The sequence below is a fragment of the Tunicatimonas pelagia genome, from assembly GCF_030506325.1.
GTDB classification, from domain to species: Bacteria; Bacteroidota; Bacteroidia; order Cytophagales; family Cyclobacteriaceae; genus Tunicatimonas; species Tunicatimonas pelagia.
Genome location: NZ_CP120683.1, coordinates 585726 through 599518 on the forward strand (window position 1 = coordinate 585726; position 13793 = coordinate 599518).

The window sequence follows — 13793 nt, forward strand, 5'->3', positions numbered from 1 at the left end:
GATGATATGGTTTTAGACGGAAAAACACCCACTGGCCCTCTGGCCGAACAATGGACAAAACACAAGTTTGGATTAAAGCTGGTGAATCCGGCTAATAAGCGAAAGTACGATATTATTGTAGTCGGCACTGGATTAGCAGGAGCCTCAGCGGCAGCTTCCCTAGCCGAACTGGGTTATAATGTGAAATCGTTTTGCTTTCAAGATAGTGCCCGACGAGCGCACAGTATTGCCGCGCAAGGAGGAATTAATGCAGCGAAGAACTATCAAAATGATGGCGACAGCGTTTTCCGCTTATTTTATGATACGGTAAAAGGAGGCGACTACCGCTCTCGCGAGGCTAATGTCTATCGGTTGTCGCAAGTCAGTGTTAATATTATTGATCAAGCCGTAGCCCAAGGCGTACCTTTTGCCCGGGAGTACGGTGGGTTACTCGATAACCGCTCGTTTGGCGGTGCTCAGGTGTCCCGAACTTTTTACGCCCGGGGCCAAACCGGCCAGCAGCTTTTGCTGGGAGCCTACAGTGCCATGAGCCGACAGGTAGCCAGCGGTAAAATTAAAATGTACCCGCGTACCGAAATGCTGGATGTGGTAACCATTGATGGGGAAGCCAAGGGCATTGTAGTACGAAACTTGCTGACTGGCGAGATTGAATCGCATTCGGCTCATGCGGTGGTACTAGCTACCGGAGGGTACGGTAACGTATTTTTTCTGTCAACTAATGCTATGGGCTGTAACGCCACGGCAGCTTGGCGCGCCTACAAAAAAGGAGCTTATTTCGCTAACCCTTGCTTTACCCAGATTCACCCTACTTGTATTCCGGTTTCGGGCGATTACCAATCCAAGCTAACGCTTATGTCGGAGTCGCTGCGAAACGATGGGCGAGTATGGGTACCTAAAACGGTAGAAGATGCTAAGGCGATACAAGAGGGAAAGAAAAAAGCAGGGGAGCTAGCTGAAGAAGACCGGGATTACTACTTGGAGCGCAAGTATCCGTCATTCGGCAACCTAGTGCCACGCGATGTGGCTTCCCGTAATGCCAAAGCCGTGTGCGACGAAGGGCGCGGAGTTGCTGAGACCGGATTGGCGGTGTATCTAGACTTCCGAGATGCTATTAAGCGCGATGGGCAAGATACCATTTCCGCTCGCTACGGTAATCTCTTCGAAATGTACGAGAAGATTACCGGCGACAATCCGTATCAAGTGCCGATGATGATTTATCCGGCGGTACATTATACCATGGGTGGCTTGTGGGTAGATTACAACCTGATGACCACCGTTCCCGGACTGTATTCTATTGGTGAATCTAATTTCTCCGACCACGGAGCTAACCGATTGGGTGCTAGTGCCCTGATGCAAGGTTTAGCTGATGGCTACTTTGTGCTTCCCTACACCATCGGTGACCACTTAGCTAACCAGTCTTACGAAAAAACCCCAGCAACGCACGATGCTTTTAAAGAAGCAGAAGCGGGCGTGAAGGATAAATTGAATAAAATTATCAGTATTAATGGTTCTCAAACTGTTGACCAACTGCACAAGAAGCTGGGTCGGGTGATCTGGGATAAATGTGGTATGTCGCGAACGGCTGAAGGACTAAAGGAAGCTCGCGAAGAAGTGAAGCAGATTAAAGATGAGTTCTGGAACGACGTGAAGGTGCTGGGTACTGCCGAAGAGCTAAACCAGACACTAGAAAAAGCCAATCGGGTTTCAGATTTTATTGAGCTAGGTGCCTTGATGATTGAAGACGCATTGGATCGGGAAGAGTCTTGTGGAGGCCACTTCCGCGAGGAGTACCAGACGCCAGAAGGAGAAGCCCTACGGGATGATGAGAATTTCTCTTACGTAGCTGCTTGGGAATACCAGGGGACAGACTTACCTGCCAAGCTGAACAAAGAGGATTTAGTATTTGAGAATGTGAAACTTACCCAACGAAGTTACAAATAATATGAAAGTTACGCTAAAAGTATGGCGCCAGAAGAACGCCACAAATAAAGGCCATTTTGAGACGTATGAGGTGAACGACGCGAACTCGCATATGTCTTTTCTAGAGTTAATGGATGTGCTTAACGAACAGTTGGAACGGGAAGGAAAAGAACCTATTCATTTCGACCACGACTGTCGCGAAGGTATCTGCGGAAGCTGTGCCATGTACATCAACGGGCGGCCTCACGGCCCTCAGAGAGGCACCACTGCCTGTCAGTTGCACATGCGGCACTTTAAAGATGGCGAAACGATTACAGTAGAGCCTTGGCGAGCCAAAGCCTTTCCGGTGATTAAAGATTTGATGGTAGATCGTTCGGCTTTCGACCGAATTATTCAGGCGGGTGGGTTTATTTCGGTAAACACTGGAAGTGCTCCGGATGCTAACGAAATTCCGGTGCCGAAAGATATTGCCGATGAGGCATTTAACGCGGCTACTTGTATTGGTTGCGGTGCTTGCGTAGCGGCTTGTAAAAACGCCTCGGCAATGCTATTTACCAGTGCTAAAATTTCTCAGCTAGCCCTGCTTCCTCAAGGCCAAGTGGAGCGGCAGAAGCGGGCTGAGCGTATGATTGCCCAGATGGATGCCGAAGGTTTTGGTGCCTGCACTAATACGTTAGCTTGCTCGGCCGAATGCCCTAAAGAAATTGATATGGCGAACATCGCCCGCATGAACCGTGAATTCCTAACCGCCAAAGCCAGTTCAGACGCGGTTTAGTTTTCAGTAAGTGCTTACTATCAGAAAAAGCCTGCTAATTAGCGGGCTTTTTTGTTTTGTAATGCTTACTTATTTTGAGTTAATATTCCTGTATCAAAACTTCAGTTGGAATATGAAGTTGTGCGTTTAGTTTTCTGATCATATCTAAGGTTAGCTTACGTCTTTTGTTAAGAACTTCACTTACCCGACTTTTGAAGCCGACGATCTCTGCTAAATCTTTCTGTTTCATTCCTAATTGTTCCATTCGGAATTTTATCGCCTCAATTGGATCGGGCATATCAATAGGAAAATTTTCGTCTTCATAATTGTCGATGAGAATTGCGAGAATCTCTAGTTCGCCCCCTTCATCTGTCCCGCGTTTTGAATCAAAAATCACTTCCAGTCTTTTGAGTGCATTTTGATAGTCTTCTTCGTTTCTTATTGGTGATATGTCCATTTTATATTTCGTTTGCATTTATTGTGTCATATTCCGCTTCATAGTTATCAATAGAATTGCGAAAATCTCTAATTCATCCCCTTCTTCTGTTCCACGTTTTGCGTCAAAAATCACTTCCAATCTCTTAAGAGCCTTTTGTAAGCGATATGGGAGCGGTAGCGAGCATAGTTGCTTATATAGTGTTAGAGCCAGTTTTCTAAGTAGCTAAATCTCGAATATCTATTTTGAATGCAGATAGTTTTTCTGATAACCTTTTTGTTAACTCTTTTTTACGACTTTCATATTGAACTCTCATGAATTCGTCGTCGCTGTGAATATCTATCATACCGTTAACAGACTCTAATTGCTCAAGGATATCTAAAACCTCTGCTGAATTTTCACTAATTAAGTCTTTCATAATCAATCAAATTTTATCTCAATGAAGTGAGTCGAGTTCTTTTCCTGTCCCTTCAGAGCTTTTCATCTTTTTACCTATTCCAATTAATTCATTTCTCGTCATAGTAGTGGTTTTCTCGATCGGCTCTAACGTCTAAATAAGCTCAGTGAGCATATCCTTTCAAATTGACTATAAAGTTACTGTTTCGCACTGAGATTTGCTTTATACACAGCCTGCTCATTAAACTTATCATTTGTTAGCGTCTTTGTTCATCAGTGTTATGTTCAATCAAATCTTCTAAACCAAAAATGGTCATTTCTAGGCCATATTCTTCATAATAATAGAGATGAATCCCGTATAACATATCTTCAATTGCACTGTCATTGTCCATAATTTGATGTTGAATATTCAAATCCCATGTTCTTCCTGACCAATGCAAGTCATCCTCTAAATCTTCTACTTCCATACCAGTCAAATAACCCTGATTTTGAGTGTCAAGACCATAAATGTCAGTCAATTTAGCAATCAAAGAACCCAATTCAGTAGTATTTATCAAGTTTCCCTCCGATTGGCTAAAAAGCAGATTACTTGAATTTTTTTTCTTATCACCAGAATTGAAAGTTCTAAGAATTGCAGTATCGAAGATGCCTAACTCTGGCTCCATTAAGTTTAGTTGAAAATCTTCAAACTTACCGTTTTCAGTTTTTTCCTCTCTGATCTTGACTGCTGTTTCAATCAGCTTTAGATATTGATTTGAGAGAATATCTTTTATGGTTCTTCCAATTACTTTCTTATTCGGATAAATTCTTGTTTTGAAGATGAATTGTCTTTTCGGGTTTTTAAGATAATAAAGTGTAAAACCAACAGACTCAAAATGCCAGTTAGTAAAGCATTCATCTTTTGAACTTTTTGCTTTTCCTCTTGCTAGAGCCTTTATTTTGTCTACATCAAAAAAAGAGCTGTGTCTATTATCATCATACAATCCCACTCCTAACCGATTATACAATTGTTGAGAGATTGAAATTACATGATTTGCGTTCTTAGTAATAGTGAACAAATTGTACTCTCGTTCACCATCCTTATAAATCTTTATTTCAAGCTTATCAAAGATATTAAAGTAGTTCAATCCTTCTTGATAGTATACCTCAACAACACCAGCTTGGATATCCATTTCATTTAGAGGAATACCTTTTTTTGTTAGTCTGGTAATATCCCAAGTTCTCAAGTTCAATGTGTTTAGAACAATATCTTTTTTCTTACTGTACATCACCGATTGGCAAAAAGTATCAAGCGAAAAATAAATATTGTCGTTAAACTTAAAGTCGTTGAGTAGAGACGTAGACTCCCAAGGTACTTGTTCTCCTTCAGTTCGGTGGATGAGTTTTAGCCTGACATTTTGTAGAACTTGAAGAATGGTTAGATTTGGGGATAATATTTCTTCTGTCAGTGCGAGCGTATAAGGACTATTTGAATCTATTTCTCCATCTAATGCCGTTTTATTGGGTGCAGTGGAATATGCAATCAATGTTCCATAGGGTGCACTCATATATGACAGACCAGATAAAGTTGGACTTCTATTCCACGATCGTTTAAATGGATTGTTTCTACAAGCATCAAGGAAGATAAAGTTGGTTTTGTTATTCGCATCTTCCATAATCGATAGGATTAGGTTCGCATTGACGCAATCATATTCTACTTGATTCTCATTCAGAGGATTGGCATCCACTGGGACTAAATAGTTGAACCCTTTTATTTGTAACCCATGGCCTGCAAAAAAGAATAGACCAACATCATAATCATTTAGCCTAGTTCCAAAGTCGTTTATTGAAATTCTCAGAGATTTATATGTCGGGTCTTTAGATACAATGACATCAAAGCCTAGTCTTTTTAAGGTGGCCTGCATCGAGTCAATATCGTTAGTTGGGTTGCTTAGAGAAGTTGCAAACTGATATTTAGAGATTCCAATAAGAAGTGCTATTCTTTTTTCTTCCAATATCCTTGAGTTTTGCAGTCATTGACGCTGACATCTGGATATACGAATGTCGTATATCCACAAAAAATTACTAGCCTAATTATGTTTAAAATAACGCATTATTTGACTTAGAAGCAGTGAAAATAGAATTTTAAAACTTATTAGAAAAGCAATAAAAAAGAGCAACCCATAGTGAGTTGCTCTTTCGTATTTATTAATGATAAGTGAGAGGCAGTGATTACATCATGCCACCCATGCCGCCTGGCATTCCGCCACCGCCCATTGGAGGGCCAGCTGGCTCATCTTCCGGCTCATCGGCAATTACACACTCGGTAGTTAATAGTAGACCCGCAATTGAAGCGGCATTCTCTAACGCTAAGCGAGTTACTTTGGTAGGATCAATTACTCCGGCCTGAACTAGGTCTTCGTACTCATCAGTGCGAGCGTTGAAGCCGTAGTCGCCTTCCCCTTCTCGTACTTTTTGGATCACAACCGAACCTTCTTGTCCAGCGTTCTCAACAATTACTCGAAGCGGTGATTCAAGTGCTAAACGAACGATATTTACTCCAGTCTCTTGATCTTTGTTCTCAGTGGTAAGACTGTCCAGTGAAGAGATGGCACGAACTAGTGCAACTCCACCACCGGCTACAACGCCTTCTTCAACCGCAGCGCGAGTGGCATGTAGAGCATCATCAACCCGGTCTTTCTTCTCCTTCATTTCTACTTCGGTAGCTGCTCCAATGTACAGAATGGCAACTCCACCCGAAAGCTTTGCTAAACGCTCCTGTAGTTTTTCACGATCGTAATCAGAAGTAGTAGATTCAATTTGAGATTTGATCTGACCTACTCGAGCATCAATTTGATCTTTTTCACCGGCACCGTTTACGATGGTCGTGTTATCTTTGTCGATGTTGATCTTTTCAGCAGTACCTAGGTAGTCTAGGGTAGCATTCTCTAGCTTGTAGCCACGCTCTTCCGAGATTACAGTACCACCAGTTAGAATAGCAATGTCTTCTAACATCGCCTTACGACGGTCGCCAAAGCCAGGAGCTTTTACCGCAGCAATTTTTAGTGATCCGCGGATTTTATTTACTACTAAAGTAGCTAAAGCTTCGCCTTCTACATCTTCCGCAATAATCAATAGCGGCTTGCCAGTTTGAGCAACACCTTCTAATACCGGGAGTAATTCTTTCATCGCCGATACTTTCTTATCGTAGATCAGGATGTAAGGATTTTCCAATTCAGCTTCCATTCGCTCGGTATTAGTCACAAAGTAAGGAGAAAGGTAACCTCGGTCAAACTGCATACCTTCTACTAATTTCACCTCAGTTTCAGTGCCTTTAGCTTCCTCAACAGTGATTACGCCGTCTTTGCCCACTTTTTCCATCGCATTAGCGATCATGGTACCAATCTCACCGTCGTTATTCGCTGAGATAGAAGCAACTTGCGTAATTTCATTAGAGCTATCAATAGTTTTAGACTGCTCGCCCAGAGCTGCTACTACGGCATCAACCGCCTTTTCAATACCTCGCTTCAAATCCATTGGGTTAGCACCTGCTGCTACGTTCTTGATACCGTGAGCGAAGATTGCTTGCGCCAGTACAGTAGCTGTAGTAGTACCGTCACCGGCACTATCAGCAGTTTTAGAAGCAACTTCTTTTACTAGCTGCGCGCCCATGTTCTCGATAGCCTCTTTCAGTTCGATTTCTTTCGCTACTGAAACACCATCTTTAGTTACGGTAGGAGCACCGAATTTTTTATCAATTACTACATTACGTCCCTTAGGTCCTAAGGTAACTTTTACCGCGTTAGCAAGGGTATCTACCCCTTTTTTCACTTTATCGCGGGCATTTGTGTCAAAAAAGATTTCTTTAGCCATAATTCTAATATTGTTAGATTTTCAGGTTCTATTGGTTAATTATACAATTGCAAAGATGTCCGACTCCCGCATCATCAAGTAGTCTTTTCCTTCTACAGTAATTTCAGTACCCGCGTACTTTCCGTAAAGTACTTGGTCGCCTACCTTTACTGTAAGAGGCTCATCTTTCTTGCCGGTGCCAATCGCTACGATTGATCCCTTCTGAGGTTTTTCTTTGGCAGTATCAGGAATAATGATACCAGAGGCAGTTTTTTCTTCAGCCGCCGCAGGCTCTACTAGAACGCGGTCAGCTAATGGTGTGATGTTCACTTGTGACATGTTTTTAAACTGTTTTGATTAGATTTAACCATGTTGTGTTATCACTACTAAAGTAGTAGCGGTATATGATACATAATACAGTTCTTATGCCAAGCGTTCTATTAGTACGTATCACGGACTATCCCTGCCAAAATTGCAGACTTGCCACTTTTCTTACACATGTCAGAAAAAGCTGTCACTGACAAAGTTGCACGTTTGCGTGATTAGTGCCGAATCTTTATCTTTTGTCGCAAAACAAACCCCTCACGTATGGACACCCTTCATCAAGACTGGCTCACTCGGGATCTGGTGGATTTTGAGTATAAAAAGTATGTACTGTTAGCGTATATGCAAAAGGTGAAAAGCCGATTTATTGATCGGGAATTGTACCCGTTTATGTCGGACTTGGTATTTCACTATAACAACTTGCTCTCGCTGCAAAAGAACAAGCAATTGATTTACGAGAACTTTCCGAAGGAAGTATCAAAAGCTGATTTTGAGCAGTTGAAAATTCACTATCGTGAAATTGTGCAGGATAGTGAGCTGATGAGTACGCTGGAAGAAATTGTCAATTTTTCGCTACCTCATTTTAAAGAGCGCGTAGAAGAAGGGGCAGAGATCTACGAAACCATTGCCAAGAGCATCAGTATTGAATCGGTAGGAATTATGCCACTGTATAAAAATGAGGGCTATCTGCTACTCTCAACCCACACCCAGGGCGCAGTTTATGTCTACCATTATAAAATTATGGTTTCTTATCAGGCCGAAGAGACCTATCGGACTATTCGAACCCAGCAGCTGGATGAAGTTAGCTGGAGCTTAAGTAATTCGTTTGAGCAAATTAAGAGAAAGCTTATTAGTTCTAACCAAGAATTGCCTAATCCGGCCACCTATCTGGCTATTTCTCCAAAGGTATATCCGCTTAAACCTACTCTACTTCCTATTGCCAAGCGCCTATTGGTTCAGCATATAGGAAAAGCCGCATGATTAATGACTAATGATGAATGAACAGCATTACTCATTATTCATTCATCGTTAGTCATTAATCATTAGTTGAGTCGGGTTCGGTGAGGCCTTCTAAATCTGAGGCAGCACTATCGCCAGCAGCCGGAATGTCTGTTCCTAAAGTAGGGGGAGCAATTCGGTCTTGGGCGCTCTCAATATTAGGACTAGTAAAACCCGCATTAGAGGATTGGGTATCGAGCAGGAAACTCGAGGACAGTGCCAATACCATAAGGGCAATTGCTAAAGCCCAGGTAGCCTTTTCCAGAAAATCGGCAGTACGCTTTACCCCAATCATTTGAGTAGAAGAACCTGATCCGCCAAACTGGCTAGATAGTCCGCCACCTTTAGAGTTTTGGGCGAGCACTACTAAAACTAATAGTACAGCAACAATAATAGTGAGGGTAATGATAAATGTGAACATCTATATTTCGTTTAGCTTTTCTATTTTTTCGGCAAAGTACGCTTTTTTCTCAGGGAATTTCAACATCAACTGCCGATAGATTTTAATTGCCTTCCCCTTTTTACCTTGCTTTAGCATAATTTCGGCTAAGTTTTCGGTAACCAGATCGGTATCGTACGTAGCACTTTTCTCGGATAAATCTGAAGTTTCGGCGGCACTATCGGGCAAATTTGGACGGGGGCGACCTACGCTGGTGGTATCAGAATTTACAAACCGATTAATTAGTTCATTTTGTTTCTGCTGATGAATACCCAACCGCTCAGATGAGATAGGCTCTATATCGTGCAAATAATCTATTAACAGGGGTGATTGGACGGAAACTTCCGTATGAACAGACTCTGAAGACACTTTAGTTGTGTCCACTATTTTTTTTTTATCCGCTTCCTCTTGTTGGGCTTCTTTTTTGGCCTGACGAAGTTTACGAAGATTTTCTTCTAATTCTTGATACACAATTTCTTCTTCCTCATCATGATTAGCCACTCCTGATTTTTCTATTTCAGGGTTGGCTGTATTGGAGTTCGCAGCGTCAGTAGCATTTGGCCCGAAGCTTTCTACCTCAGGTTTCTCTGCACCAGCTTCATCCGAGTTAGACTCTTCTGATATTTTTATTGTTTCTGGAGTAGAATCTGTAAGGCTAGTTTCTTCTGAAGTAGCTGCTTCGGTACTAGATTCTTCCGAAACCCCAGTTTGTTCCGTAACAGAGAAAGGATCTACCGCCGTTGATTCTTCTTTGAGAGAATTGTCTTCAATCGCTGCTGTAGTAGGGGTATTCTCGATTGCCTTAGCCTCCGTTGGTTGCCAATCAATATGAATGTCTTCGTAAAATACTTTACGTAAATGCCTGCGGTCAGGAGCGTAAATGGCCGCGCTTCCCAGACTCTCGTAGGCATCGGGTGTCTGTTGGTCGTGCTTAGCTTTAGCAACTAACGTACGGGCCAACTGAAAGTAAGGGTATTGGGCAATAGCTTCCTCTAATATTTCTTGATCGTCAGCCGAAATATTTTTTGGATTGGATAGTATTCGTAATAGTTTGTCGGATAAGACTTCCATAATATTGGTTAGCTATAAATGATGACTGATGAATAATGACGAATGATTAATGTTATAATGGTACTACTTATCCACCATTCATCAGTCATTAAGTGTTACCAGTTGGCGACGGTTGCTGCAAATATATCGAAAATAATCTGATCTGTGATTTCTGCGATAAGATCATCCTCTACGGAAGACGGATCACGGTCGGAACTAAAATCTGCGAAAAAGGTAAAACTTTTATTTTCAAAATTAAACTCATCATTGTATGTATTTACATACGAAGCCGTTACCGTAATGTTTAAACGAACTAAACCAGCCACATCGGCTACCTCATTACTACCAGAAGCTCGAGGAGCCACAGGCACAAATTCATAGCGAGTAATTGCTCCCTCCAGTAGCAAATCGCCGTTTTCTTGTACTAAAGCTAAATTAGTATTGGCCTGATAGTAATCCCGAATATCTTCGGTGAATACCTGACTCATATTGGGCGGCCCATTTCCGGCATCGTTATAGAAGTTATCGATAGAAATGGTTCTCACTTCTGGCCCAAGAGATGCTCCCGTAAATGTATATATCCCACAGCCAGAGAAGCTGATGAATATTAGTATTGCTAGCATCCACAGTCGATAATCCATAGTACACAGACTACCAGTATTTTGAGCTACTGACTGTGAACTGTGAGCTGTGGACTGTCGACTATCGACTAAGTTATTCGTCAATTTCATACTGTTTAATCTTTCGGTAGAGTGTTCGCTCCGAAATTCCTAGGTCTTGAGCAGCGTACTTCCGCTTCTGCCCGTGCCGTTTCAATGCCTTCATAATCATCTCCCGCTCTTTATTTTCCAACGAAAGGTCATCTTCTTCCTCGGCTTCCGGTGAAATATCTTCTATGTTCGAATAATCTACTACCGACTCTTCGCTCTGACTTTTGGCTCCGTTCTTAATTAGTAAACTGGGAGCTACTGCATCTTCAAAGTCTCTCTTAAACTGGTCGGTAGCGACCGATTGATTGTCGTACTCCGGATACTTGGCGGCACCTTGCAAATCGCTTTGAACGCCATTAAATAAATCTTGATGTTCGCTTATAACGCGAGAATCAAAATTTTCGTCTTGCAGCATACGTAATACCAGCTTCTTTAATTCGGTAAGGTCGTGCCGCATCTCGAATAGTACTTTGTAGAGCAAGTCCCGCTCACTAAAGTTCTCTCTTCCTGATTCCTGCCGATAGAGGGCGGGTAGCGACGATTGGGTAGGAGGCAAGAATTGCCGAAGGGTATTTGCATCAATTTCCCGCTCTTCGGTGAGCAGCGACATCCGCTCTACAAAATTTTTTAGCTCCCGAATGTTGCCCGGAAAACGATACTCCAACAGCACCGCCTTGGCATCGGGTTGAAGCTGAATGGGTTTGGTGCGATTACGCTCGGCAAAATCAGTTGCAAACTTACGAAACAACAGCGCGATGTCATCGCCTCGCTCCCGCAACGGCGGTACGTAAATTGGAACGGAGTTAAGCCGATAGTACAAATCTTCCCTGAATTTCCCCTTCTGTACTGCCTCCAGTAAATTCACATTAGTGGCAGCCACCACCCGCACATCGGTTTTTTGTACTTTAGATGACCCTACTCGGATAAACTCACCGTACTCCAGCACCCGCAGCAAGCGCGACTGGGTTCCAAGTGGCATCTCCCCGATTTCATCTAAAAAGATAGTTCCGCCATTGGTTTCTTCAAAATAGCCTTTGCGGTTGTCTTGTGCGCCAGTAAACGCCCCTTTTTCGTGCCCAAACAGTTCGGAGTCGATGGTTCCTTCGGGGATTGCCCCGCAGTTGATAGCAATGAATTTGCCGTGCCTGCGAATGCTAAGCTGATGAATAATTTTTGAGAACGATTCTTTACCACTCCCACTTTCGCCGGTAATGAGTACCGTCATATCAGTCGGTGCCACCTGAGCCGCTACGGTGAGCGCGTAATTTAGCCGTTGGGAATTGCCAATAATGCCAAATCGCTGTTTAATGCTTCTAAGCTCGGATTGATCTAACATAAAAAATCGTCTTCGGTCTAGTCTATAGCTTCTCCTAAAAGTGTAGCGGCAGTGCAATCGTGTACCCGCACTTGTACGTATTCGCCCTTTCGGTAATGCTTCTTCGGAAATACAATTACCTTATTGGCACTGTTTCTACCTTGCAAATCTTGATCAGAACGCTTAGAAAAGCCTTCTACCAGTACCTTAAACGTTTTACCTACATCGCGTTGATTACGCTGCAAAGAAATAGTCTGCTGCTTTTCAATAATTTCCCGCAATCGTCGCTTCTTAGTTTCTAGCGGAATATCATCTTCGTATTTCCGCGCGGCTAGGGTGCCAGGGCGTTCGGAGTAGTAGAACATGTACGAAAAATCGTACTGCACATAGTCTATCAAGGTTAAAGTATCCTGATGCTCTTCTTCAGCTTCAGTGCAAAATCCGGCAATCATATCGGAAGAGATACCGCAGTCTTCGCCTAAAATTCGCCGAATAGCGTCTACTCGATCTAAGTACCACTCGCGAGAGTACGTACGGTTCATTAACTCTAGCACTCGGCTGTTACCACTTTGGGCGGGCAAGTGAATGTATTTGCAAATATTATCGTACTGCTTCATAGTGAGCAGCACCTCATTGGTAATATCCTTGGGGTGAGAGGTAGAAAAACGAATTCGCAGATCGGGATGCACCTGAGCGACCATTTCCAGCAGATTAGCAAAGTTGACTACATCCATCTCTCCGGCTCGCTCAATCTGGGCTTTACCCTTTAGCTCGCTGTTCTCCGACCATTTATACGAATCTACATTCTGGCCCAGCAAGGTTACTTCCCGGTAGCCTTTATTGAACAAATCTTGGGCTTCACGAACAATAGAGTGCGGATCGCGACTCCGCTCCCGCCCTCGAGTGAAGGGTACCACGCAAAACGAGCACATATTGTCGCAGCCCCGCATAATTGATACAAAAGCGGTTACCCCGTTAGAATTCAGCCGTACCGGATTGATATCGGCGTAGGTTTCTTCCCGCGATAAAAAAGTATTTACTGATTTAGCACCATCATCTACTTGCTTCACCAGATTGGGTAAATCGCGGTACGCATCCGGCCCCGCCACGAGGTCAACAATTTGCTCTTCTTCCAGCAGTTGGCTTTTGAGTCGCTCGGCCATACAACCAAGTACTCCTACCAATAATTCCGGTTTTTCTTCCTTCAGTGTGTTGAATTGGGTCAACCGTTTCCGCACCGTTTGCTCGGCCTTATCACGAATAGAGCAGGTATTTAGAAAGATAACGTCTGCTTTCTCGAAGCTATCAGTAGTATCAAACCCCTGCTGTTGCATAATGGATGTCACAATCTCGCTGTCGGAGAAGTTCATCTGGCAACCGTAACTCTCTACGTATAGCTTACGCTGCTTTCCAGTATTTTGCTCAACGGTGGTTTTTACCGCACACTGCTCTTCTTGTTTCGCTTCCGGGGTAAGAATGTCCAAGCCCTCAATAATCTGACTCATACTTATTTGATAATCTTTGGATTAACACAAGAATACAAAGTTAGAAAAACTACTGAAAATAATGACAAAATGTCAGGGTATTTGGTTCAAATACTAATCTATGACTTGTCGCGT

General features: G+C 42.9%; 13 protein-coding genes. 3 read left to right on the forward strand and 10 right to left on the reverse strand.

The annotated features are described in order from the left end of the window. Nucleotides 1-6 precede the first annotated feature (6 nt). Entirely contained in the window at nt 7-1941 is a 1935-nt protein-coding gene (locus P0M28_RS02345) for a fumarate reductase/succinate dehydrogenase flavoprotein subunit (RefSeq protein ID WP_302207826.1), read from the forward strand. Between the two features lies 1 nt (nt 1942). Continuing rightward, complete coding sequence (locus tag P0M28_RS02350; RefSeq protein ID WP_302207827.1) at nt 1943-2695, forward strand: succinate dehydrogenase/fumarate reductase iron-sulfur subunit; 753 nt, start codon at nt 1943-1945, stop codon at nt 2693-2695. Nucleotides 2696-2774: 79 nt separating this feature from the next. Here P0M28_RS02350 and P0M28_RS02355 read toward each other — a convergent pair whose 3' ends face one another. The 5 genes from P0M28_RS02355 to P0M28_RS02375 all read right to left on the reverse strand — a co-directional run bounded on the left by P0M28_RS02355 (nt 2775) and on the right by P0M28_RS02375 (nt 7676). Continuing rightward, nucleotides 2775-3131: a helix-turn-helix domain-containing protein gene (locus P0M28_RS02355; protein WP_302207828.1), complete on the reverse strand. Its 357-nt coding sequence runs from the start codon at nt 3129-3131 to the stop codon at nt 2775-2777. Between the two features lie 196 nt (nt 3132-3327). Continuing rightward, nucleotides 3328-3528, reverse strand: coding sequence for a hypothetical protein (locus P0M28_RS02360; protein WP_302207829.1), 201 nt, complete (start codon nt 3526-3528; stop codon nt 3328-3330). Between the two features lie 235 nt (nt 3529-3763). Continuing rightward, the gene (locus tag P0M28_RS02365) at nt 3764-5500 is read right to left on the reverse strand and encodes a caspase family protein (RefSeq protein ID WP_302207830.1); all 1737 of its coding nucleotides are present in this window, start codon (nt 5498-5500) and stop codon (nt 3764-3766) included. Between the two features lie 217 nt (nt 5501-5717). Further along, entirely contained in the window at nt 5718-7358 is a 1641-nt protein-coding gene (groL, locus tag P0M28_RS02370; protein ID WP_302207831.1) for a chaperonin GroEL, read from the reverse strand. A 39-nt stretch (nt 7359-7397) separates the two neighbouring features. Then, entirely contained in the window at nt 7398-7676 is a 279-nt protein-coding gene (locus P0M28_RS02375) for a co-chaperone GroES (RefSeq protein ID WP_302207832.1), read from the reverse strand. 249 nt (nt 7677-7925) lie between these two features. Here P0M28_RS02375 and P0M28_RS02380 point away from each other — a divergent pair, with 249 nt between their 5' ends. After that, nucleotides 7926-8642 carry a hypothetical protein gene (locus tag P0M28_RS02380; RefSeq protein ID WP_302207833.1) on the forward strand — a complete coding sequence of 239 codons (717 nt, stop codon included), beginning with the start codon at nt 7926-7928 and terminating at the stop codon, nt 8640-8642. Nucleotides 8643-8697: 55 nt separating this feature from the next. On the opposite strand, the gene secG is transcribed toward P0M28_RS02380, so the two are convergent. The 5 genes from secG to miaB all read right to left on the reverse strand — a co-directional run bounded on the left by secG (nt 8698) and on the right by miaB (nt 13679). Next, the gene (gene secG, locus P0M28_RS02385; protein ID WP_302207834.1) at nt 8698-9081 is read right to left on the reverse strand and encodes a preprotein translocase subunit SecG; all 384 of its coding nucleotides are present in this window, start codon (nt 9079-9081) and stop codon (nt 8698-8700) included. Further along, nucleotides 9082-10170: a DUF8458 domain-containing protein gene (locus P0M28_RS02390; RefSeq protein ID WP_302207835.1), complete on the reverse strand. Its 1089-nt coding sequence runs from the start codon at nt 10168-10170 to the stop codon at nt 9082-9084. A 95-nt stretch (nt 10171-10265) separates the two neighbouring features. Continuing rightward, the gene (gene lptE, locus P0M28_RS02395) at nt 10266-10790 is read right to left on the reverse strand and encodes an LPS assembly lipoprotein LptE (protein ID WP_302207836.1); all 525 of its coding nucleotides are present in this window, start codon (nt 10788-10790) and stop codon (nt 10266-10268) included. 73 nt (nt 10791-10863) lie between these two features. After that, nucleotides 10864-12195: a sigma-54 interaction domain-containing protein gene (locus P0M28_RS02400; RefSeq protein WP_302207837.1), complete on the reverse strand. Its 1332-nt coding sequence runs from the start codon at nt 12193-12195 to the stop codon at nt 10864-10866. 17 nt (nt 12196-12212) lie between these two features. Continuing rightward, nucleotides 12213-13679, reverse strand: a complete 1467-nt coding sequence (miaB, locus tag P0M28_RS02405; RefSeq protein ID WP_302207838.1) for a tRNA (N6-isopentenyl adenosine(37)-C2)-methylthiotransferase MiaB — start codon at nt 13677-13679, stop codon at nt 12213-12215. Nucleotides 13680-13793: the final 114 nt, after the last annotated feature.

Bases quoted from the DNA above. Each gene is read 5' to 3' on its own strand.
- P0M28_RS02355 (WP_302207828.1), bottom strand. From the start codon at position 3,131: ATGGACATATCACCAATAAGAAACGAAGAAGACTATCAAAATGCACTC.
- lptE (WP_302207836.1), bottom strand. From the start codon at position 10,790: ATGGATTATCGACTGTGGATGCTAGCAATACTAATATTCATCAGCTTC.
- secG (WP_302207834.1), bottom strand. From the start codon at position 9,081: ATGTTCACATTTATCATTACCCTCACTATTATTGTTGCTGTACTATTA.
- groL (WP_302207831.1), bottom strand. From the start codon at position 7,358: ATGGCTAAAGAAATCTTTTTTGACACAAATGCCCGCGATAAAGTGAAA.
- P0M28_RS02375 (WP_302207832.1), bottom strand. From the start codon at position 7,676: ATGTCACAAGTGAACATCACACCATTAGCTGACCGCGTTCTAGTAGAG.
- P0M28_RS02400 (WP_302207837.1), bottom strand. From the start codon at position 12,195: ATGTTAGATCAATCCGAGCTTAGAAGCATTAAACAGCGATTTGGCATT.
- P0M28_RS02360 (WP_302207829.1), bottom strand. From the start codon at position 3,528: ATGAAAGACTTAATTAGTGAAAATTCAGCAGAGGTTTTAGATATCCTT.
- P0M28_RS02350 (WP_302207827.1), top strand. From the start codon at position 1,943: ATGAAAGTTACGCTAAAAGTATGGCGCCAGAAGAACGCCACAAATAAA.
- P0M28_RS02390 (WP_302207835.1), bottom strand. From the start codon at position 10,170: ATGGAAGTCTTATCCGACAAACTATTACGAATACTATCCAATCCAAAA.
- miaB (WP_302207838.1), bottom strand. From the start codon at position 13,679: ATGAGTCAGATTATTGAGGGCTTGGACATTCTTACCCCGGAAGCGAAA.
- P0M28_RS02345 (WP_302207826.1), top strand. From the start codon at position 7: ATGGTTTTAGACGGAAAAACACCCACTGGCCCTCTGGCCGAACAATGG.
- P0M28_RS02380 (WP_302207833.1), top strand. From the start codon at position 7,926: ATGGACACCCTTCATCAAGACTGGCTCACTCGGGATCTGGTGGATTTT.